This is a genomic window from Nocardia sp. bgisy134 (assembly GCF_057708325.1).
This window is the reverse complement of sequence record NZ_JBYIRW010000001.1, coordinates 448,283-470,606: the sequence shown is the minus strand read 5'-3', so window position 1 is coordinate 470,606 and position 22,324 is coordinate 448,283. Positions and strand designations below refer to the sequence as shown.

The following is a 22,324-nucleotide window of genomic DNA, read 5'->3' as shown; positions in this document are numbered from 1 at the left end:
TTACGCGGCGAGCGAGTCGGCGCGGTCGCGGACGGCGCGCAGCTTGCCCAGGTTGGTGTCGAGTTCGGCGATGCGGTCCTCGCGCCGGTCGCCGTACTTGCCGTAGGCGTCCTCCGCGACGCGCAGCGCATCGTCGGCGGTGCGCAGCGTGTCGGTGGCGATGTCGGTGAAGTGATCGCGCAACGTCCGCTGCATGGCGCGCAACCGGTTTCGCGATTCCTTGCTCACCTGGAAGATCACGTCGTCCATCAGCCTGGCCACCGCCACCTTGGCCTCGGCGCGGCGGCGCAGCTGACGGTTCTTGCGGTCGTCCCAGATCGCGTTGACGCCGAGCAGCACGCCCGCGCCCGCCGAATACCAGTTCACCAGCGACATGCCGAGCAGACTGGTCGCGAGACCGACCATCAGGATGCCGCCGTAGGAACCCCGGAGGCCGGACAGAACCTGTTGGGTCACACTGGCTTTGGCACTCTCCAGCGACTCCAGCGGCGCCACCGGCTCCAGCACCTCGCCCGGGTTGGCCAAGCGCAGATCGGGCAGCGGCGGGGTGCGGTTGTCGGCGGGGAACTTCGCGGCGACCTGCTCGCACAGCTCCACCGAGCGGTAGTGCGCCATGACGAAGTTCTCCTCGACGGCCTCGCAGATGCGGGCGTCTAGGTCGGCGCCGAAATCCCTCCAGCCGCGCGCCGGATCCGCCTTGGCGATCTCGGCCTCGGCGTCACGCACCAGGCTGCGTAGCCGGTGGCGTAGGTCGTGCTCGATGTCGGCCATCAGTTCGGTGGCGCCGTCGACGAGGGTGACCTGCCAGTTGGCGGTGCGCTGGCGCAGCTGATCGGCCTCTTCACGGGCCGCGAGCAGCTGCTGGGTGATCTGGGCGCGGCGGCGCGGATCGCGCAGCGCCTCGGCCTCGGTGTAGAGGGTGACGGCGAGATGGTCGGTCACCAGCCGGATGTCGCGCAGGGCGGCATCGCGGGCCACCGTGTCGGCGCGCGCCACCACGTAGTCGCGCAGGTGGTCGATCAGCTGCGGCACCCCGGACTCGATATCGCGCTGGTAGTTGCCCGCCTGGCGGTGCAGCAGCGCCGAGACCGGCGCGACGGCGAACCCGAGACCGGCCGCGTCCAGCAGATCGCGGTTGCGCTGCTGCACGTGCGACCAGTGCGGGTGGATGTCGATCTTGTTGAGCACGCAGACGACCGTCGGGCAGAGCTGCTGCACCCGCTGCAGGTACTCCAGCTGCACCGGCGTCAACTCGGCCGAGGCCTCGGCGACGTAGAGCACCGCGTCGGCGGCGGCGATCATCGACCACCGGGTGTGCTCGTCGCCCGCGCCCGGCGCGTCCATCAGGACGATGCCGTCGGCGAGCAGCGAACTCGGCTCGGTGAACTCGGCGCGGATCACGCCGTGCGCGGCCAGCGCCGGACCCGGATTCAGCGGATCCACCGGCTGGCGTTCGGTGCGGCCCGGGCCGGTCGACTTGACCAGCGTGGCGCTCGACTCCGGCCCGTACTCCACGATCACCGGTGCGCTCAGCGCGGAATCGGTGGCGCTCACCTGCGCCCCGACCAGGCTGTTGACCAGCGTGCTCATGCCGTTCTTCGGGTCGCCGACGACGACGAGACGGACCCGGGGATCACCAACCCTGGCGCGCACCATGCTCAGCCGACCGCCGAGATCGTCGCGGCCCGCGGATCTGGCCATCTCCCGCAGTTCGTCCAGTACCCGGATGAGCGGCGCCATCGCGTCCGGATGTTTCACCGTCGCGGACTCCAGTCCGGCTGCGGCAGACAACCCTCCTCCTCACTTCTCGTGTTCGCGCTCGACCGTGCGACGTGCGTACTCCCCCGGTGGTCCGGATCAGACCAGTGTCATATCCGGTCCGGCGACGGGGTGGTGCGTCTCGGTCATGATGGTGGTCCCTGGCAGCAGGCCCGCGTCGAGTCCGCCGTGCTCGATCGATATCGGAGCGACCGCGTGGTGGTAGCTCACGTGGTCGAGCTCGTCGCTGATCGGACGGGTCTTCGGCGGTTCGACCACGACCGGCGGTTTGACCGGCACGACCGGGGTCGGCACCGGGGCGACGGTCGGGACCGACGCGGTCGGCACGTCGATGTCGACCGAAGGCACGGTAGGCGCCTGCGTCGGGATGTCGTGCGTCGGGGGTTGCGTGGGCACCGAGACCGTAGGGACGTCGGGTGTCGTCTGGCCGCCGGTCGGATACGTGGTGTCCACGCCGGAGCCGGGGTTCGTGGTGCCGCCGGTATTGCCGCCCGTCGCGCCACCGGTCGTGCCCGTGCTGCCGCCCGTGGTTCCGGTGCTACCGCCGGTGGTGCCGCCACCCGGGATGGTGACGTCGTCGTCCGGGGTGGAGGGCCGCGGCGTGACCGTGACGCCGGGCGTCTTCGTGGTCACGTCCGTGCCCGTGCCCGGCGTCGGCACGATCGTCACGCCCGGCGTCTTGGTGACGCCGGGTTCCAGGGTCGGCAGCGTGCCGGTGTCCGGCTTGGTCGGGATCGGCACGCTGGGTGTCGGCACCGTCTTGGTGATCGTGGTCGGCGCGCCGGGCGTGGTCCCCGGGTAGATGTCGGTCGACTTCGGGGTGTCGGTCACCGACGTCGGCCCGGGAGTCGGCCGCGCGGGCGGGTCGAACAGCGCGGGCGCCACGGCCGCGGGGGCGGTCAGCGGCGACGGGCCCGTCGGCGTGCCGATGACGTTCGCGATGGGCGTGGTCGCGGCCTCCGGCTGGATGGTGGTCTGCAGCGGAGTGGCCACCACCGGCGCCGCGACGGCGGCAGGCGCGACCACGGCGGGGGCCACGGGAGCGGGCGGCGGCGCGACGGGGGCGACCGGCGCGGGCGCGGCGGCGACCGCCGGAGCGATCGGCTGCGGCGCGGCGGCCGCGGGCGCCGCATGCGAGACGGGGGCGCTCGCACCGGGCGTCGAGAGGCCACTCGCGAAACCGGCGCCGCCCGCGTTCGGACCGTGCTGCTCGGCGGCGCCGCGCGCGGAACCGGTCTCCGGCCGCGAACCCTCGAGCCAATCGGAGAAGTCGTCGAGCTGGTCACCGATGTTGGTGCCCGCGGCCGTCTTCACGGTCAGGCCCGCGGACGCCTCGACCCGCAGATCGGTGGTCAGATACGCGCCGTCGGGCCCGATGCCGAAATCGACGTCCAGGTGGGTCCAGACCTCGGCGCCGGCGTCGACGCCCAAGTACACGCCGAAATCCCCCGGCGACCCGACTCCGTCGAACATGTCGCCGGCGCCGAGCGAATCGCCTGCGCGCAGCGAATTGTCCGCCGACCGAGTGCTTTCGGCGGCCGACTCGCTCTCGTTCGACAACTTGGTGGCGGGCAGCTTCGGCGCGAACGGATTGGAGCCCGGAGCGAGGAAGCCCTCGTTACCCGGTAGGCCGAAACCGTGACCCGCCTGACCCAGCCCGTGGCCCGGCAGGCCGAAACCCTGGTTCTGCTCCCACCATTCGTACGGGGAACCGCCGCCCGGCGCGGCCTCGGCGGGCCCGGGCTGGGTCTGATCCCACGGCCCGTAGTCCGGCGTCGGGGCGAACCCGGGCGTCGGTGCGCCCTGGCTGTCCCACCACCCGTAGGGCGACTCGGACTCCGTTTCGCCTGGCCGGTTGCCGGTCCAGTACTCCGACGGCTCGGGCGCGGGCGGAGGTTCGAGGTGGAACTCGGGCGCGGGTTGGGGCGCGGCCACGGTGTGCGGCGGCCCCGAGGTGAGCGGCGGCGCGTACGGCAGCGAATCGGGCTCCGGATCCGGGAAGGTGACCACCGGGCTCGGCAGATCGGGATCCGGATCGGTGTTGTGCGCCCAGCCCGCGTTCCAGCTGTCCAGTCGCTGGCCGCCCTGAGCCGGGACGCCGCCACCGTTGGAGGCGATCAGTGCGCCACCGGTCACGTACGCTCCAGCCCTCGCGACGCGTGCGACACCGGTCGCCACACGGTACGCGGTGTCACCCGCGGGCTCGGCAAGATCGGTGTCGTCGTCGAAAGGCAGGTCACGCGTCATGCAAGCTCCACATCTCGGGTTTTCGGATCCTCATCTCGCTGGGAAGACCGAGTGAAGATCACCTAACGATATCCGGAAAACCCAGCTGTCACATTCTCCAAGACACCGGAGCGCGTGACGGTAACGAGCACAACAACCTTGCCATCCTGCTAACCGGAACGGAAGCCCCCTTTTCACGGGCCATCCGGACTGGACGAACGCCTCGACTGGACGCGAGATCCGGCCTACTTCTTCTCCTTCGGCTTGTCGGCCTGAGCGTCGGAAGAGAGCGCGGCGACGAAGGCTTCCTGCGGGACCTCGACACGGCCGATGGTCTTCATCCGCTTCTTGCCCTCCTTCTGCTTCTCCAGCAGCTTGCGCTTACGGCTGATGTCACCGCCGTAGCACTTGGCGAGCACGTCCTTGCGGATGGCGCGGATGTTCTCGCGGGCAATGATCTTCGACCCGATCGCGGCCTGGATGGGCACCTCGAACTGCTGGCGCGGGATCAGCTCGCGCAGCTTGGTGGTCATCTTGTGGCCGTAGGCCTGGGCCGCGTCCTTGTGCACGATCGCCGAGAACGCGTCGACCGCCTCGCCCTGCAACAGGATGTCCACCTTCACCAGCTGCGATTCCTGCTCGCCCGACTCTTCGTAATCCAGTGAGGCGTAGCCGCGGGTGCGCGACTTCAGCGAGTCGAAGAAGTCGAAGATGATCTCGGCCATCGGCAAGGTGTAGCGCAGCTCGACGCGGGTCTCGGACAGGTAGTCCATACCGCCCAGCTCGCCGCGCCGGGACTGGCACAGCTCCATGATCGAGCCGATGAACTCGCTCGGCGAGATGATGGTGCACTTCACGACCGGCTCGAACACCTTGCGCACCTTGCCTTCCGGCCAGTACGAGGGGTTCGTCACGATGTGCTCGGCGCCGTCCTCCATCTCCACCCGGTACACCACGTTGGGCGCGGTGGAGATGAGGTCCAAGTCGAACTCGCGCTGCAGCCGCTCCCTGGTGATCTCCATGTGCAGCAGGCCGAGGAAGCCACAGCGGAAACCGAAGCCGAGCGCCACCGAGGTCTCCGGTGTGTAGCTGAGCGCGGCGTCGTTGAGCTGGAGCTTGTCCAGCGCGTCGCGCAGGTCCGGGTAGTCCGAGCCGTCCACGGGGTACAGACCGGAGTAGACCATGGGCCGCGGCTCGCGGTAGCCGGTGAGCGGTTCGGTCGCGCCGTTGCGCGCGGCGGTGACGGTGTCGCCGACCTTGGACTGGCGCACGTCCTTCACGCCGGTGATCAGGTAGCCCACCTCGCCGACGCCGAGCCCGTCGGTCGGCTTCGGCTCCGGCGAGACGATGCCGATCTCCAGCAGCTCGTGGGTCGCGCCGGTGGACATCATCTTGATCTTCTCGCGCGGGGTGAGCTTGCCGTCCACCACACGTACGTAGGTGACCACGCCGCGGTAGGTGTCGTAGACCGAGTCGAAGATCATCGCGCGGGCGGGCGCGTCGCCGTCGCCGACCGGCGGCGGCACCTGCTTGATCACCTCGTTCAGCAGCTCGGGCACGCCGACGCCGGTCTTGCCGGAGACGCGCAGCACGTCCGAGGGCTCGCAGCCGACGATGTGCGCCAGCTCGGCGGCGTAGCGGTCCGGGTCGGCGGCGGGCAGGTCGATCTTGTTGAGCACCGGAATGACGGTGAGGTCTTTGTCCAGGGCCAGATACAGATTGGCCAGGGTCTGCGCCTCGATGCCTTGGGCCGCGTCCACCAGCAGGATCGCGCCCTCACAGGCCTCCAGCGCACGGGAGACCTCGTAGGTGAAGTCGACGTGGCCGGGGGTGTCGATGAGGTGCATCACGTAGTCGGTGCCGTCCACCTGCCACGGCAACCGGACGTTCTGCGCCTTGATGGTGATGCCGCGCTCGCGCTCGATGTCCATCCGGTCCAGGTACTGGGCGCGCATCGCCCGCTCCTCGACCACACCGGTGAGCTGCAACATCCGGTCGGCCAGCGTCGACTTGCCGTGGTCGATGTGCGCGATGATGCAGAAGTTCCGGATCCGGGACGGATCGGTGAACGTCTTGTCGGCGAAGCTGGCGGGCACTCCACTCCTCAGCTGGGTATCGGCAAACTGTGGTCTATCGTCCCATGAGCGCGGGTGTGCCCGGTCCACTGGTCCGGCCCCGACGCCGCGCCGTCCCGGTCGGCACCGCCACGCCCGGTTTTCCTGAGATGTCCCCCGCCGCGACGGGCCGTCCGAGCGGCCCGCGATCCCTACCGCAAATCCTCAGCTGTGCCAAGCGGATTGCGTGCCGGATGAGAAGTCGTCACCACACCGTTATCCTCCAACGATGGCCCGAAGTTGGAACTCTCTCGGCAAGCAGTTGAGCCTGATCGCGAAGGAGCAGGGTCCCAAGATCGTCCGGCAGCAGGGACCGCGGCTGGTGGAACGGCTGGTCGGCTCGCTCGCGCAGCGTCGCAACGGCAGCGTGTCCGTGCGACCGGCCGCGTCGACGCCGGTCCCCACGGCGCAGCGAGCCAGGCAGATCGTCTACTGCCCGCACCTGGACGGCCGCGCCGATCCCGGCGAGATCGTGTGGACCTGGGTGCCGTACGAGGAGGACCCGAGCAACGGCAAGGACCGCCCGGTGCTCGTGGTCGGCCGCGACCGCCGCACCCTGCTCGGCCTGATGCTCTCGTCTAATCCCGAACGCGCGCACGACCGCAACTGGATCGGCATCGGCAGCGGCAGCTGGGACCACGACGGCAGGCCGAGCTGGGTGCGCTTGGACCGGGTGCTGGACGTTCCCGAGGCGGGCATCCGCCGCGAGGGCGCCATCCTGGCCCGCAAGACCTTCGACCTGGTCGCGCACCGGCTGGTCGTCGAGTACCACTGGAGCTGAACGCGACGGCCCGATGCCGGCCGCGCCGGAATCGGGCCGTCGGCGCGAACCGTTCTCAGCTGATCATTTCCCGGCTCCGGCCGTACAGCAGGCCGTAGATCAGCGCGCCGAGCACGCCGCCGATCAGCGGGAAGATCACGAACGCCCACACCTGCCCTGGCGCGCCCTCCTGGTAGAACGCGACGCCGAGGCTGCGCGCCGGGTTCACCGAGGTGTAGTCCACCGGGAGGGAGACCAGGTGGATCGCCGCGAGGGTGACGCCGATGGACAAACCGGCCAGCGGCACGTCGGAGATCTGGTCGGTGCAGGCGAGCACCACGAAGACCAGCAGCGCCGTCAGCATCACCTCGATGATGATCATCGCGGCCATGCCGTAGCCGTTCTGGATGACGACCTCGCCGAGCGGCCCGGTCTTGGCCGACGGGCTGTGCTTGCCCCAACCGTTGGCGCCGAGGCCGTCGACCCTGCGGTCGTAGGACGGCAGATTCTTCGCGATCGCGAACAGCACGAGCCCGGCCAGGAAAGCGCCGATCAGCTGCGCGATCGCATAGCCGCCCGCGCTGATCGGGGTGAGCCTGCCCATGATGAGCTGACCGAGCGTGACCGCCGGATTGACGTGACAGCCCGAGATCGGCCCGATCGCGTAGACCAGGAACATCAGCGTGAGACCGAAGGCGAGCGCGACCCCGAGCGCGCCGACCCGCTCACCGGCCAGCACCAAGGTGCCGACACCGACCATCACCAGAATGAACGTGCCGAGCGCCTCGGCCGCCCATTTCTTCAAGTCGGGGATCGGCCTGTCCTCGGCCAGTTCCTCGACAACTTCCTGCGCCGTGGGAGACATACAGACACACCTTCCGCCATCTCGAGCTACCGGTAGACGAGGTATTGCTGCGAACCCAGACCATTCAAGATCAAACGGTGTTTGTAGGTGGGACGCTACGCCAGACGGGTGATCTCTACAACGACTTCGAGGTCCGTCGAGCCACCGCCGGAAAAGATTCCCTTCAGCGGCGGCACGTCGGCGTAATCGCGCCCGACGCCCACCGAGACGTGCTGTTCGCTGATCGGAATGTTGTTCGTCGGGTCGTGTCCCCACCACTGCCCCGTCCACGCCTCGATCCAGGCGTGCGACTGGCCCGCCACCGTCTCGTCGACGGCGGCCGCCGGATTCGGGTGCAGGTATCCGGAGACGTAGCGGCTCGGAATCCCCATGCTGCGCAACAACACCAGCGTCAGGTGCGCATAGTCCTGGCAAACGCCGTTGCGGTCGGCGAAGGCCTCCACCGCCGAGGTGTGCACCGAGGTGGTGCCCGCCAGGTAGGTCATCTCCCGGTGCACCCACTCCGCCGCCTCCAGCACCGCCTCGGCGGGCGAGACGCCGCGACACAGCAGGCTCGCGATCTCGGCCAGCTCCGGATCGCGCGGCGCGTAGGCGGTGGGCGTGAGCATCTCGCCGAAGCGGTCGGCCAGGTGCGCGCCGCGCAACTCCTCCCAGGACAGCTCCTCGGGCGGCCCGGTGAACGGTTCGGTCTCCACCACCGACGAGCCCGTCACCTCCAGCTCGGTGTGCGGTGCGTGCAGATCGAACGCGGTGACCGCAGTACCCCAGTAGTCGGTGTAGCGGTACGACCGGGTCGCGGGCACCGTCTCGACCCGGTTCAGGATCACGTTCTGTCTGCTGTCCGCCCGCGGGGTGAGCCGCGCCTCGTTGAACGACCGGGTGACCGGCGCGTCGTACACGTATCCCGTGGTGTGCACCACCCTGATCCGCCAGGTCATAGCTCCCCCACCACCGGCACCTGGCTGTCGTGGCTGCTGCGCAGGTCGGTCCAGGCCACCCACGGCGCGGCGTGGAAATACTGCAATGCGATGGCCTCGCTCACCTCGCGGCAGGTGCGCTGTAGCGCGAGCAGCCGATCCTGCAGGTCTTCCAGCAGCGCGCCGGGCGGCAGGAATTCGAGTTCGCTGCGCGCCCTGCCGAGCAGGCGTTGTGCCTCGTGCCTCGCACCGACCCGGCTGCTCGGGCGCTGGTCCAGCTCGGCGAGACAGGACTCGGCGACCCGCACCGCGTGAAACACCGAGCGCGGGAAAAGCCGGTCGAGCAGGATGAATTCGACGACCAGGCCCGCGTCCAGCGCGCCGCGGTGGGTGCGCAGGTAGGTGTCGTGCGCGCCCGCCGACCGCAGCAGCGTCACCCAGGCGGGCGAGGACGTGCGGTCGCCCGCGCGGGACAGCAGCAGGCGCACCATCATGTCCACCCGCTCGATGGATCGGCCCAGCAGCAGAAAGCGGTAGCCGTCGTCGCGGCTGAGCGTGGAATCCGACAGCCCGGCGAACATGGCCGTCCGATCCTTGACGTAGGCGAAGAATTCGTGCGGGCCGAGACTGCGCGCGGCCTTCTCCGCGGCGGTCAGCCCGTTGTAGGTCGCGTTCAGGCACTCCCACATTTCGCTGGAGGTGACTTCGCGCGCGCCCTTGGCGTTTTCGCGCGCGTTGGCGATCGAGTCGACGATCGAGCCGCCGTGTTCGTGGCCGAACGCGACCAGGTCGGTCACCGCCCAGACGTCGAGTACGCCTCGGGGCGGTTCGATGCCGAGCACCCGCAGCAGCACCCGGGAGGTGCGGTCCGGGTCGACGGTGGCGTCCTCGAGCAGTTGGTGCACCGCGATATCGAGGATGCGGGCGGTGTCGTCGGCCCGCTCGACGTAGCGTCCGATCCAGTACAGGGATTCGGCATTGCGGGCCAGCATCGGCTATTCCTTCCCTGAGCGCCGGGTGGATCGCCGCCGCGGCACTGTCGATCGCGGGCCGCCCTGGCGTTGCTCCTGCTGTTGTTGCTGCTGTTGCCGATTGGCCTGCGCGGCGGTGAGCTCGCGGCCGACCTCGCGCGAATCCGATTGCGGCGGATCGCTCACCAACTCCCCACCCGCCAGCTCGCGTTCCGCCGGCGAAGCACGCCCGGCCAGCACCCAGGTGTCCTTGCTGCCGCCGCCCTGACTGGAATTGACCACCAGCGAGCCCTCGGGCAGCGCGACCCGGGTGAGTCCGCCGGGCAGCACCCAGATGTCGTCGCCGTCGTTCACCGCGAACGGACGCAGGTCGACGTGCCGGGGCACCAGATCGTTGCCGATCTTGGTCGGCACCGTGGACAGCTGCACCACCGGCTGCGCGATCCAGCCGCGCGGGTCCTCCTCGACCCTGCGCCGCACCGCCTCCAGCTCGCTGGGGCTCGCGTCCGGCCCGATGACGATGCCGTAGCCGCCGGAGCCCTCCACCGGTTTGATCACCAGTTCGGCCAGCCGGTCCATGACCTGCTCGCGTTCGTCGTCGAGCCAGCAGCGGTAGGTGTCGACATTCGGCAGCACCGGCTTCTCGCCGAGGTAGTACTCGATGATCTTCGGCACGTAGGTGTAGACGAGTTTGTCGTCGCCGACGCCGTTGCCCACCGCGCTGGAGATGACCACGTTCCCGGCGCGGGCCGCGTTCAGCACGCCCGCGACGCCGAGCACCGAGTCGGGCCGGAAGTGCATCGGGTCGAGGAAGGTGTCATCGATGCGGCGGTAGATCACGTCCACCTGCCGTTCGCCCTCGGTGGTGCGCATGTAGACGAAGTTGTCCCGGCAGAACAGGTCCCTGCCCTCGACCAGTTCCACGCCCATCTGCCTGGCCAGCAGCGAATGCTCGAAGTAGGCGGAGTTGTGTACGCCGGGCGTGAGCACCACCACGGTCGGGTCGGCTTCGTTCGGCGCGGCGGACGCGCGCAACGCCCGCAACAGGTGGCTGGGATAGTCGCCGACGGCACGCACCCGGTGCGAGGAGAACAGATCGGGAAAGACCCTGGCCATGGTGCGGCGGTTCTCCATGACGTACGACACCCCGGACGGCGAGCGCACGTTGTCCTCCAGCACCCGGAAGTCGCCGCGCTCGTCGCGGATGAGGTCGATGCCCGCGACGTGGATGCGGACGCCGTTGGGCGGGACCAGGCCCGCGGCCTCGCGATGGAAGTGCTGGCAGGAGTTGACCAGCCGCCTCGGGACGACCGCGTCGCGCAGGATGTGCTGCTCGCCGTAGACGTCGGCGAGGAACAGCTCCAGCGCCACCACCCGCTGCTTGATACCGCGCTCCAGCTTGTTCCACTCCGCCGCCGCGATCACCCGCGGCACCAGATCCAGCGGGAACGGGCGCTCCTGACCGGACAGCGAGAAGGTGATGCCCTGGTCGATGAAGGCGCGGTCGAGCGCGTCCGAGCGGCGCGCCAGGTCCGCGACATCGATGGGCGCGAGGGCGGCGAAGATCCCCTTGTACGGCTGGCGCACCCTGCCCGCGTGGTCGAACATCTCGTCGAAAGCCGCCGCGAAACGGCCCGGGCCGTACCCCTGGAACAGCTCCGTCGAGGTTGCCCGCCCGTTGCCGTTCCGCCGTCCCTGGAGCCTGTTCGAATTCGGCGCCGTAGACCGTCCCGAACGCGGCGGGGAGGCGGAAGTCATGCAAAAATCGTGCAACACGCAGGGGTGACGCCATGTGAGACGCAGGTAAATTTCTTGCATCGTCCGGCCACCGCCGAAATTCGGCCACGGTCCCGCCGTCCGGACAGGCCCCGACGCGCCGATTTCGTGTGCCGCGCGGCGGCTGGTAACCTCGACCTTCGGCGTCGCGATACCCGTTCACCTCGGGCGTGTCGTACGCGCAAGACTTCTCAGTACATACCACTCAGCGACAGGAACACGAGGAAACAGGCGTGGCCAACATCAAGTCCCAGATGAAGCGGATCCGTACCAACGAGGCGGCGCGCAAGCGCAACCAGTCGGTCAAGTCCGCGCTGCGCACCGCGATCCGCAGCTTCCGGGAAGCCGCTGCCGCCGGTGACAAGGATCAGGCCGGCGAGCGTCTCCAGTTCGCCAGCCGCAAGCTGGACAAGGCCGCCTCGAAGGGCGTGATCCACGCCAACCAGGCCGCCAACAAGAAGTCGGCGCTCGCGCTGGCCTACAACAAGCTCGGCTGATTCGCCGGTCCCGGGCATCCGGGATCCATTCTTCTGACGCCAGCCGCCGCGGCCTCGATGACCACGGCGGCTTTTGTCGTGTCCGACCCGAATCCGAGCCTCGTCGACGAGTTCACCGGACCGTAGCCGAGATGTCGGTGTCGGGGGCTACGATTCCGCGCATGGTAACCGTGTACGCGAATCAGACCGTGGTCAGAGCCGAGGACCTCCCGGAGGTCATCCGCGCCGCCGAGGTGCTCGGGCTCGGCCTGAAGATCGAGAACGTCATGGTCCCCGACGACGACGGTGGTTACTCGCTGGAGTGGATCGTGACCCGGGAAGACGATGTGCCCGTGTACGACGAATGGGAAGGCCGGTTCGAGGAATCGGACGAGGACGACGAACTGCTGCTCAGCTCGGCGGACTGAGCGACCGGCTCGGCGGGCGTCGTCCCGGGGACTCAGCCCCGCGGACGCCGCTCGGTCCGGCCGACACAGCTCGGCTCGACGGACACTGCTCGACTCAGCTCGGCGGGCTCAGCTCCGCCGCGCGCGGATTCTTTGCCGCGGCTCCGGCCATCAGGCGGTTCAACGCCGTCTGTGAGTCGGCGTCCGCGGCCCGATAGATGACGATCCGCTGGTCGGGATCCTGCACGGGCATCAGCACCTCGTAGGTGACGACCAGCGGCCCGACCTCCGGGTGGCACAGCGGCTTGTTCCCGCGCCCCTGCACCTTCACGTCGTGACGGTCCCAGGCGCGCGCGAACTCCACGCTGTGCGCCGTGAACTCGCCGATCAGGTCGGCCAGTCGCTGATCGTCCGGGTGCGCCGCCTATGCCGCGCGCAGGTCCGCGACACCTTCCCGGATGACGCGCTCACGCTCCACGTAGAACTCGCGCAGCGCCCGGATCGAGCAGGCACAACCACATCGAGTTGCGCCACCGTTCCGATAGTGCGTCGAAATCCTTTATGAGACAAGCCATTTCGCGATTCCATGCCATCGACCGTCTGGAACACGCCACCGCCGTCGACCTCGGTTTCCCGCACGAATTCCTGTCCCGCCCGCTCACCAGAAGCGTCACCTTCGGCGACCTGAAAATCGAACAGCGGGCCTGAGCCCACTGGCCTGGTCGTCGCTTTCACAGGTCCTTGCAGCACCTAAAACTCCTGCGAGGCGTCTGTGCAGGGCTGTCAGTTCACGCAGGGGATTTGGTCGCCGGAGATGGCGGCGTCCACGGGTTTGCCGACGTCCGGGATGGGGAGAGTGGTCGGGGTGTGGGTGGTGGCCGATGCGGCGGCGAGAGCCGTCGGCATGGTGAAGTCCGAGCCGATGACGACCTTGATGCGGCCCGTGGGCACGGTCGCGGACCGGATGACAGACAGGCCGCCGAGGGTCCGGGCCAGGCGGGCGGCGTCGGCGTCGTTGCCGGGGCCGTAGTACACGGCCGAGGCCGAGCCCTCCGAGGACGCGGCGTAGCCGACCGTGCCCGTCAGGTAGCCGCGCGCGGCGAGGGCGGCGGAAACCCGTGCGGCGTAAGCGTCTTCGCCATCGGCGTTGAGCACGTCGACGGTGCTCGACAGCGGCGGCGGTGCGGTCGGCACGGTCTCACCGAACGCGGCGCGCACCTCGCGGCGGATGGCAGCCGGATCGACGATGTTCACGTCCTGACCATCGATCACGTCGTAGCGCAGCACCGGCAGGGTGCGGAACTCCACGGTCGGGCTGGCGGCGGAGCCGACGGTGCGCAGGAAGTCGGTGACGTTCCAGCCGTCGGAGAGCACGATATTGCGGTGCGCGACGTCCATCAGGGCGGAGAGCTTGCCGACGTCGGTGAATGTGCCCGCATTCCGCAGCTCCCTCGCGACCGAGGTGAGGAAGGCCTGCTGGCGGTGGGTGCGGTCCAGATCGCCGTTCTCCAAGCCGTGGCGCTGGCGGACGAAGGCCAGCGCCTGGGCCGGATCGAGGCGCTGGCGACCGGCCGGGAAGTCGGCGCCGGAGTATTCGAGATCGCGCACCGGCTTGCGCAGGCACACGTCGACGCCGTTGAGCGCCTTGGCCAGATCGTAGAAACCGGCGAGGGTGACCTCGGCGAACCGGTCGATCGGCACGCCGGTCAGATTGCGCACCGCCTGCACGATCGAGGCACGGCCCGCCTCCCGGCCCGCCCGCTCCAGCTTCGTGCGATCGGTCTCGCCCCGCGCCTCCATGTGTTCCTGCACCAACGCCTTCTTCAGGCCGTACGCCTCCTTGATCTTCATGTGGGTGTAGCCCGGGATGCCGGAGACGGCCACGTAGTCGTCACGCGGGATGGAAACCGCGGTGATCTTCTTCAGGTCGGCGGGGATGTGCACCAGGATCAGCGTGTTGGCGTTGTAGCCGCCCTGGTCGCTGTCGCCCGCGTGGAGCTGATCGAGGATTTCCTGGGGAAGGTCGTTGCCGTTCTGGTCTTTTCGCGTATCCAGGCCGATCAGGAGGATGTTCATCGCGCCGCCCAGCGATCGCGGCGCGTCGTCGCCGAGCGCGTGGGAACGGCCGAAGCCGGCGTCGAAGCCGTTCTCGGTGGCCCAGCCCACCGCGGCGCCGGCCAGCACGAGCGCCGACAAGCCGCCCGCCATCACCTTCGCCACCGTGCGACCGAAGCCGCGGGGTGGTGTGGGCAGCTGAAGCACGTCGCGGGACGCCCGACGCCGCCCGTTGCGGTCGGAAGCATCGATGCGGGGAGCCCGCGCTCGTCGCTCGTTCATCCCAATCCAGTTTGACACGGATTGGGTAACCAATCATTTGCCGCAATCGATACTGTCTGGGGTCACCCCGCGCCGTGCAGGTCGAGAATGCTCGTCAAAGCGTGTTCGAGGGCGTAACTGGAGTCCGCCGCGCCGCCCTTCACGTCGGCGTTCAAGGTCGCGACCACCTGCATGGCGGTGCCGATGGTGGCCGGAGTCCAGCCGCGCGCCTGGGCCTGCGCCTTCTTCACCTTCCACGGCGGCATGCCCAGCTGCTGGGCGAGCTTGAACGGGTCGCCGCGACCCGCCGAACCGACCCTGGCGATGGTGTGCACCGAATCGGCGAGCGCGTCGGCCAGCAGCACGTGCGGGACGCCGCGATCGTTGGCCCACCGCAGCGCCTCCATCGCGCCGGGCCGGTCGCCCGCGACGGCGAGCTCGGCCACGTCGAACCCGGACACCTCCGCCTTCCCCGAGTAGTACTGCCGCACCGCGGCGACATCGATCTTGCCACCGGTGTCGGCCGCCAATTGCGAACAGGCGGCGGCCAATTCACGCAGATCCGAGCCGACCGCCTCCAGCACGACCTGCACGACGTCCGCCGCCACCCGCACCCCCGCGGCGCGGAACTCGCCGCGCACGAACTCCGTCCGCTCGGCCGCCTTGGTCAGCTTGGCGCAGTTGTGCACCACCGCCCCCGACTTCTGCAGCACGGGCGCGAGCGCCTTGGCCCGCCCGCCGCCGGAATGCAGCACCACCAGCACCACGCCGTCCGGCGGATCCCCCGCGGCCTCCGTGATCACCGCGACGGCTTCCTTCCCCGCCTCGGCCGCCGACTCCAGGACGATCACCCGATCCTCCGCGAACAAAGACGGACTCAACAGTTCCGCCAGCTCCGCGGTACTCGCGTCCCCCGCCCGCAGCCGGTCCACCGGCACCGCGTCCCCATCCGGCGCCACCGCCCTGACCTGCGCGGTGATCCCCGCCACCGCACGCTCGATCAACAGCTCTTCCTCGCCGAGGACCAGATGCACCGCCGCAGACCGTTCGCTCACCCGCCCGATCCTACGGTCCCCCGCCGACAGGGTTGTTCGCCCGCACCGACGACCCGTGACCAGCTGATCGTGCGCGAATTCGGGACGACATGGGTGCAGGTGCGTGTAGTCGAAGCTGCGGAGCGCGGCGATCGCTCGGGTGCGTGCGTCATGTCGCGGCGGCGACGGTGTCGACTGGGGCGCAGGCCGACCCTGCACAGCCCCAACCAGGGGGAGGCCGACTGGGAAGTGGATCGGCCGGGGCACAGGCCGACCCGCGCAGGCCGACCAGGAGTGGATCGGCCGGGGCGCAAGCCGACCCGCGCAGGCCGACCAGGAGTGGATCGGCCGGGGCGCAAGCCGACCCGCGCAGGCCGACCAGGAGTGGATCGGCCGGGGCGCAAGCCGACCCGCGCAGGCCGACCAGGAGCGGGCCAACCGAGCACAGGCCGACCAGGCGCGGATCGGCCGCCAGCACGGCTGAACGATCTCGGCCGTTCACGTGTTCAGGCCGGAGCGCACACCGACCGGGCGCAGGCCAACTAGACGCAGGCCGATCCGCAATCCGATCTGGTGCGGGTCTGCCGCCACGCGGCTGCTGTTGTCGCGGACGCTTACGCGGCGGTCAGGGTTCGGTGGACTACGAGGTGTCGGCGCTGTGCCCGCGCCGACAACCGGTGGCAGTGGCACGAACGTCCATGTGTCCACCTGCACGGCGGGTGCGAGCATGCTCCTCATCGCTGGCCTGCTCCTTTCGGATTCCGGGGCTGAGCGATCTCGGTCGTTCATGTGCTCGGTCCGGAGCGCGTGGTGAGGATGCGTAGGTCGGACGGGCCTCCGGCGATCAGCACATCCCCGTGCAGATCGGTGCGAGCGATCGTGGTGCCGAGGGTGTGCAACTCGGTGAGGATTTTGGGATGCGGGTGGCCGAAGGTGTTGTCCGCGCCGCTGCTGATGATGGCCAGCCGAGGGCGCACGGCGGCGAGGAATTCGCTTGTCGTGGTCCGTGATCCGTGATGTGGAACCTTCAAGATGTCGGCGCGCAGCGCTGCCGGTTCGCGGAGCAGGCGCAGCTGGGCCGGGGATTCGATGTCGCCGGTGAACAGGATTCGGCCGGCCGGGGTGGTGGCCACGATGACCAGGGAGCTGTCGTTCGGTTCGTCGGCGAGGTGCGGGCCGCCCGGACCGGGTCCGGCTGGCGCGAGAACGGTCAATTCCACCGCGCCGAAACGAAGTACGTGTCCGCTGGCCAGTTCGAGCAGCGGAATGCCGGTACGTCCGGCGATCTCCGCCACCTGGGCCGCACCGGTGAGCGGCGTACGGTCGTCGGTGACGCGTCGGCGCGCAGGCAGGGCGATCTCACCGATGCCCGGCGTGACGGCATCAATCGCACGAACTCCTGTTGTCCGTGCTGTCGAGTGTTCGGTGTGCGCGCTCGCATCAGGATGGGCCGTCGGCGCGCCGCATGCAGCTGTCGACCCGACTCCGCCGATGCCCGGGCCACCGAGGTCGGATGGGACGGCTGAAAGTCCCGAAGGCATTGTTTCGCCGAGCTCCTCCGGGGCAGCAGAAAGTTCCGGAGACATCGCTTCATCGGGTTCGCTCGGGCCAGCACAAGTCCTCGAGGGCACCGCGCCCTCGAGTTCGCTCGAGGCCGCACAAAGCCTCGACTGCACCGCTCTATCCACTCCAGTCGTGGCACAAAGCCCCGAAAGCGCCGCTCCATCCACTCCATCCAGGGCAGCGAAACGTCCCCGAGGCATTGCTTCACGAGCGTCGCCCAGCGCGGAACAACTTGCCGAAGGCACCACTTCATCTACTCCACGCGGGGCAGTACAAAGCCCCGAAGGCACCGCGCCGTCGATTCCGCCCAGGACGGCACAATGCCCCGAAGGCAGCACTTCGCCAGCTCCGCCCGGCGCGGCAGAACAAAGCCTCGAAGGCACCGCGCCCTCGAGTTCGCACGGGGCGGCACAATGCCCCGAAGGCATCGCTTCACCAGCGTCGCCCAGCGCGGAACAACTTGCCGAAGGCACCACTTCATCGACTCCACGCGGGGCGGTGCACAGCCCCGAAGGCACCGTGCCCTCGAGTTCACTCGGGGCGGCACAATGCCCCGAAGGCAGCACTTCGACAGCTCCGCCCGACGCGGCAGAGCGTTTGGAAGGCACCACTTCATCGACTCCGCCCGGTGCGGCAGACGGTCCCGAAGATATCGCTTCGCTGAGTTCCCCTGGGGCGGTGGCGATGGCGGCGACCGTGCGGCCGTGGAGTGCGCCGGTCAGGCCGCCGATGTGGTCGGCGTGGGGGTGGGTCAGGGCGAGGAGGGCTATGTGGTGGATGCGGAGGCGGTCCAGGCAGGTGCGCATGGTGCGCGGATCGGGGCCGACGTCGATGACGATGGCGGTGCCAGGGCCGGTGGCGAGGGCCAGGCCGTCGCCCTGGCCGATGTCGCAGGCCGCGAGAACCCAATCGGACGGAGGCCAGCCGGGATGCCAGAGCCGGGCGGGCAGCAGGACGGCGGCCGCGGCCAGCACCGCGACGGTCGCGAGCCGGCGTACCAGGGCGGCACGCAGCGCCCACACCACCACGATCACGAGCGCGGCAGCGGTCAGGCCACCGACCGAACCGGCGGGCACGGTGATCGTCGCGCCGGGCAGCGCCGCGGTGCGTTCGGCGACCTCGAGCAACCACCACAGCGGCGGGCCCGCGCAACGCAGGATCAGCTCCGCGAGCGGCGACCACACCGATGCGCAGGCAGCGCCGAGCGCACCGACGACGGTGATCGGCGCGATCGCCGGTGCGACAAGCACATTCGCCAGGATGGCGACAACGCTGACCCGGCCGGTCAGGGCGACCATGATCGGCACGGTGACCGTGAAGGCCGCGGCCGAGACCGCGACCACCTCGGCGGGCAGCCGCCACCAACCGCGGGCCCGCAGCCAATCGGCCCAGCCGGGCGCGAGCAGGATCAGTCCGGCGGTCGCCAGCACCGACAGCGCGAATCCGGCGTTCACCGCGAGTTCCGGCCAGACCAGCAACAGGCCGATCACTGCCGCGCACAACGCGGGCAGCGCCTGTTTGCGGCGGCCGGTGACCAGCGCGAGCAACGTGACAGCACCCATCGCGGCGGCCCGCAGCACGCTCGGATCCGGCCGGGCCACCACCACGAACATGAGCAGCGCCGCCGCCGCGGCCGTCGCCGCCACCCGGGGACCCACCGAGAGCGCCCGCACGACGAACAAGACGACCGACAGAAGGATCGTGAAGTTCGCGCCACTCACTACGCAAAGATGCTGCAAGCCAGAGGTTTCGAAGTCCTTGCGGACGGGTTCCGGCAGGCCGGAAGTATCACCGAGAACCAACGCCGGGATCAGTCCCGCCGCGTCCGGAGGCAATGCGGCGGTCGCCGCGCCCGCGAAGTCGTCGCGCACCGATGCGGCCGCCCGCTGCCACCACGGCGGTGCCGCAACAGGTTTCGGAGGCCCCAGGGCATGCAGCGTGGCGACCGTCAGGTCGCGATGTTTCGGCGGCTGTGGTTGCGCCCGGAATTCGATCGGCTGCCCGGGCAGCAGGTCACCCCACTCCGTGCCCGCCGCAAGGATCACCACCCGGCCGCCAGACCGCACCGTCGCTTCGGCGCTGTGATATTCGCGCAGCGCGGCCCGGACGATCCAACGCGGTTCACCACCGAAACCATTGGCCCGCATCGGCTTCGGGTCGTCCGTCGGGGTGACGACAACCCGCATCGAGAGCCCGTACGCCTCGCGCATCGGATGCGTCGCGACGCGATGTTCCCGCCACGCCGCAGCCATCGCGAAACCCGCCCCGAGCAGTGCAGCAGCGAGCAACGTCCACGCCACGGCCCGACGCCCCTGGGAAACCTCACCCTTCCCTCGTATCCCCGACACGATCACCACCATTGCCGCGACTACCGCTACCGCCACCCCCGCCCCGACTCCCGCGACGACGGCGGCTCCGCCTCCGAGGACCACGACCGCCGAGAGCGTGCACGCCACGGCCAATCGCACGAAATGCTCCGTGCGGTAACGCGACATCGACCGCGATCCGACAGCCACCGCCGCCGTTGCTGCGACGGCCACCACGGCTACCACTACCGTCGCGCCGGCCCCGGCCCCTACAACGACGGCGACTCCGGCCCCAAAGACCACGGCGGTCAAGAAGGTGCATGCCATGGCACGCTGCACGAAACGCTCCGGGCGCGACGCTGACATCGACACCGGTCCGACTGCCACCGCTACCGCTGCCGCGACAACCACGGCCACCACTACCGTCACCCCGGCACCGACTTCCACGACGACGACTCCGCCCCCGAGGACCACGGCAGTCAAGAGCATGCACGCCACGGGCAACCGCACAAAACGCTTCGTGCGAACGGCTGACAGCGACACCGGTCCGACCGCCATCGCCAGTACCACGGCCACGGCCACGGCCACGGCCACGGTGAGATCGGTACCGGTACCAGCACTCGAAAGTCCAACCACCACAGCGACAGCGACGCCGAGAAGCAGGGTCAGCGGAACGACCCGCCCTCGCGCGAAACGTTCCCGCTGCACCATCGCCGCCAATCCGGCTGCCGTCACCAGCAATCCGAGCGCGACCGCGATCCCGACCGACCAGCCCGAGGTCAGCGCGGCGATCGTCACTCCCCAGCAGCACAGGGCGGTGGGGAGCAGCCGCGCGTCCACAGTCGGCAGGGCGTCGGCTGCCTCCGGGTCCCGCGCATCGAGGGACGTGGTCATATCATCACCAGATCGCGCAGGCGGGCCAGCCGCGCGGGGCCGATGCCGTCTACTTCGCCGAGTTGTTCGAGGGCGGTGAAGCGGCCGTTCGCCGTGCGCCACGCGACGATTGCGCCCGCGGTGACCGGGCCGACGCCGGGCAAGGCGTCCAACTCCGCCTCGGTGGCCCTGTTGAGATCGACCTTGCCGGACGACCCGGCGCTCGGGCGGGAGGCCGCACTCGGGCCGGTCGTGGTGATCGTGGTGCTGCCGAGTTGGGTCGGCCCGGGCGACGGAGCGGCGAGTCCGACGAGGATCTGGTCACCGTCCTTCACGCGCTGGGCGAGGTTGATGCCGGTCAGATCGGCGCCGTCGCGGGCGCCGCCCGCCGCCGCGAGCGCATCCGCCACCCGAGCGCCCTCGGGCAGCCGCACCAATCCGCCGCGGTGGACCAGTCCGACAACACTGACGACCAGCTCGGCGGTCCCCGCCGCGGGCATCGCCCCCGTTGTGGCTGGAACCGGCTGCGCCGGAGAACGGTTCGGACGTGAGCCGAGCGGAGTCGTGCTGGTATGCACCGCGGGCAACGGTGGCACCGCGTGCGCCACCGGGCGCTCACGGAAAACCACGACCGTCGCCACGAGCACGGCGGCCAATCCGACCACCGCCAACGCCAGCACGCCGCGGCGGCCGGGATCGATACGCGCACCGTGAAAGCGCTCCGGGACGAAGCGCTCCCACCAGCCCGGACCGCGCGGGGGTTCGTCCAACCAACGTGGCGTACTCACCTGACCGACCGCCGCCTCGTCGTCCGCAACCTCGCCGGTATCCACGACACGACCGGAATACGCCGCGGAACGACGGCCGGACGCCGCCATACTCACCTGACCGACGGCCGCCTCGTCGTCCGCGACCTCGCTGGAATCCACGACATCACTGGAATACGCCGCGGAACGATGGTCGGGCGCCGCCGTACTCGATGTCGGTCGCGACCGAACGCGCTCGGGGGCCGCCACTCGACTCTTGGTTCGAACCCGTGCTTCCTCGACTCGCGACGCCGCTTCACCAGATTCGGGGTGATCGACCGCCATCGCTTCCCCGAACACGTCCGATTCCAGCGGCGGCAGGCGTTCCAAATGCCAACGCCCCGAATTCTTCTCAGACCGTCCTCGGATCCGCTGCCATTCCTCCCGATGTGACGCAGAGGAATCCCCGCCTACCGACGCCCACACGCTTCCATCGGAGCTCGTGGGCGCTTCCCTGTCCGCCATCTGGTGCGAGCCCGCCACCGCTGCGGGCAATGGCATCCCGCCATGCACCGAATCGACATTCGACGGCTGGACACTGACATCCACAATGTCGGTCTCGCCCAACCCAGCCACCGGACTCGCGAACACCGAACCACGCGGCGACGCTTCGACACCCGCCGCGACAACAGCCACATCCCAGACTGCCGACGCCCGCGCGCTGTCCACGGAGCTCACGGATACGTCCTCGTCCGACACAGGCCGCGCGCCCGCCCTCACCGCGAGGCCGCCACGCACCGAACCGATATTCGACCGCCGAACGCCGACATCCACAGTCTCGGTCGCGCCCGACCCAGCCGCCCGACTCGCGAACACCAAACCACGCGGCGACGCTTCGACACCCGCCGCGACAACAGCCACATCCCCGCCTACCGACGCCCGCGCGCTGTCCACGGAACTCACGGACACGTCCTCGTCCGACACAGGCCGCGCGCCCGCCTCCACCGCGAGCCCGCCACGCACCGAACCGGCACTCGACATCCGAACGCCGACATCGACAATGTCTGTCTCGCCCGACCTAGCCGCCCTCGCGAACACCGAACCAGGCGGCGACGCTCCGGAACGCACGACAACGACATCCTCCGACCGGGCGCGATCGCCGAAGGACAGGGTCGTCCCTGCACCCGCGGCCCTG

General features: G+C 69.5%; 16 protein-coding genes. 4 read left to right on the top strand and 12 right to left on the bottom strand.

The features are described 5' to 3' along the window. From AC3ERS_RS02025 to lepA, 3 genes are all read right to left on the bottom strand, one after another. A complete protein-coding gene (locus AC3ERS_RS02025) occupies positions 1-1,791 on the bottom strand; it encodes a dynamin family protein (protein WP_431962821.1) in 1,791 nt (596 codons plus the stop codon). Between the two features lie 66 nt (positions 1,792-1,857). Continuing rightward, positions 1,858-4,026: a hypothetical protein gene (locus AC3ERS_RS02020; RefSeq protein ID WP_431962819.1), complete on the bottom strand. Its 2,169-nt coding sequence runs from the start codon at positions 4,024-4,026 to the stop codon at positions 1,858-1,860. Positions 4,027-4,250: 224 nt separating this feature from the next. Continuing rightward, the gene (lepA, locus tag AC3ERS_RS02015; protein ID WP_431962817.1) at positions 4,251-6,101 is read right to left on the bottom strand and encodes a translation elongation factor 4; all 1,851 of its coding nucleotides are present in this window, start codon (positions 6,099-6,101) and stop codon (positions 4,251-4,253) included. 247 nt (positions 6,102-6,348) lie between these two features. Here lepA and AC3ERS_RS02010 point away from each other — a divergent pair, with 247 nt between their 5' ends. After that, positions 6,349-6,900 (top strand): type II toxin-antitoxin system PemK/MazF family toxin, encoded by a 552-nt coding sequence (locus AC3ERS_RS02010; protein ID WP_431962815.1) that lies wholly within the window; start codon positions 6,349-6,351, stop codon positions 6,898-6,900. A 55-nt stretch (positions 6,901-6,955) separates the two neighbouring features. On the opposite strand, the gene AC3ERS_RS02005 is transcribed toward AC3ERS_RS02010, so the two are convergent. From AC3ERS_RS02005 to AC3ERS_RS01990, 4 genes are all read right to left on the bottom strand, one after another. Continuing rightward, positions 6,956-7,744, bottom strand: coding sequence for an aquaporin (locus tag AC3ERS_RS02005; RefSeq protein ID WP_431962813.1), 789 nt, complete (start codon positions 7,742-7,744; stop codon positions 6,956-6,958). 95 nt (positions 7,745-7,839) lie between these two features. After that, the gene (locus tag AC3ERS_RS02000) at positions 7,840-8,682 is read right to left on the bottom strand and encodes a transglutaminase family protein (RefSeq protein WP_431962811.1); all 843 of its coding nucleotides are present in this window, start codon (positions 8,680-8,682) and stop codon (positions 7,840-7,842) included. After that, complete coding sequence (locus tag AC3ERS_RS01995; RefSeq protein WP_431962809.1) at positions 8,679-9,653, bottom strand: alpha-E domain-containing protein; 975 nt, start codon at positions 9,651-9,653, stop codon at positions 8,679-8,681. The genes AC3ERS_RS02000 and AC3ERS_RS01995 overlap by 4 nt, the downstream gene beginning before the upstream one ends. Before the next feature lie 3 nt (positions 9,654-9,656). Next, the gene (locus tag AC3ERS_RS01990) at positions 9,657-11,390 is read right to left on the bottom strand and encodes a circularly permuted type 2 ATP-grasp protein (protein ID WP_431962807.1); all 1,734 of its coding nucleotides are present in this window, start codon (positions 11,388-11,390) and stop codon (positions 9,657-9,659) included. Positions 11,391-11,641: 251 nt separating this feature from the next. On the opposite strand from AC3ERS_RS01990, the gene rpsT reads away from it, so the two are divergent. Together rpsT and AC3ERS_RS01980 are read left to right on the top strand one after the other, a co-directional pair. Next, positions 11,642-11,905: a 30S ribosomal protein S20 gene (gene rpsT / locus AC3ERS_RS01985; RefSeq protein ID WP_067840826.1), complete on the top strand. Its 264-nt coding sequence runs from the start codon at positions 11,642-11,644 to the stop codon at positions 11,903-11,905. 161 nt (positions 11,906-12,066) lie between these two features. Further along, positions 12,067-12,312 (top strand): hypothetical protein, encoded by a 246-nt coding sequence (locus AC3ERS_RS01980; protein ID WP_431962805.1) that lies wholly within the window; start codon positions 12,067-12,069, stop codon positions 12,310-12,312. A gap of 94 nt (positions 12,313-12,406) precedes the next feature. Here the strand turns inward: AC3ERS_RS01980 and AC3ERS_RS01975 are convergent, their stop codons facing one another. Beyond that, on the bottom strand, positions 12,407-12,655 hold the full coding sequence (locus AC3ERS_RS01975; RefSeq protein WP_431962804.1) for an MmyB family transcriptional regulator: 249 nt from the start codon (positions 12,653-12,655) through the stop codon (positions 12,407-12,409). A 197-nt stretch (positions 12,656-12,852) separates the two neighbouring features. On the opposite strand from AC3ERS_RS01975, the gene AC3ERS_RS01970 reads away from it, so the two are divergent. Next, positions 12,853-12,999, top strand: a complete 147-nt coding sequence (locus AC3ERS_RS01970; protein WP_431962802.1) for a hypothetical protein — start codon at positions 12,853-12,855, stop codon at positions 12,997-12,999. Between the two features lie 75 nt (positions 13,000-13,074). Here the strand turns inward: AC3ERS_RS01970 and AC3ERS_RS01965 are convergent, their stop codons facing one another. The 4 genes from AC3ERS_RS01965 to AC3ERS_RS01950 all read right to left on the bottom strand — a co-directional run bounded on the left by AC3ERS_RS01965 (position 13,075) and on the right by AC3ERS_RS01950 (position 21,312). Further along, positions 13,075-14,628, bottom strand: a complete 1,554-nt coding sequence (locus tag AC3ERS_RS01965; RefSeq protein ID WP_431962800.1) for an LCP family protein — start codon at positions 14,626-14,628, stop codon at positions 13,075-13,077. A gap of 62 nt (positions 14,629-14,690) precedes the next feature. Then, positions 14,691-15,662 carry a DNA polymerase III subunit delta gene (gene holA / locus AC3ERS_RS01960; protein WP_431962798.1) on the bottom strand — a complete coding sequence of 324 codons (972 nt, stop codon included), beginning with the start codon at positions 15,660-15,662 and terminating at the stop codon, positions 14,691-14,693. A gap of 764 nt (positions 15,663-16,426) precedes the next feature. Then, the gene (locus AC3ERS_RS01955) at positions 16,427-20,404 is read right to left on the bottom strand and encodes a ComEC/Rec2 family competence protein (RefSeq protein WP_431962796.1); all 3,978 of its coding nucleotides are present in this window, start codon (positions 20,402-20,404) and stop codon (positions 16,427-16,429) included. Beyond that, on the bottom strand, positions 20,401-21,312 hold the full coding sequence (locus tag AC3ERS_RS01950; protein WP_431962794.1) for a ComEA family DNA-binding protein: 912 nt from the start codon (positions 21,310-21,312) through the stop codon (positions 20,401-20,403). Before AC3ERS_RS01950 ends, AC3ERS_RS01955 begins: the two co-directional genes overlap by 4 nt. Positions 21,313-22,324: the final 1,012 nt, after the last annotated feature.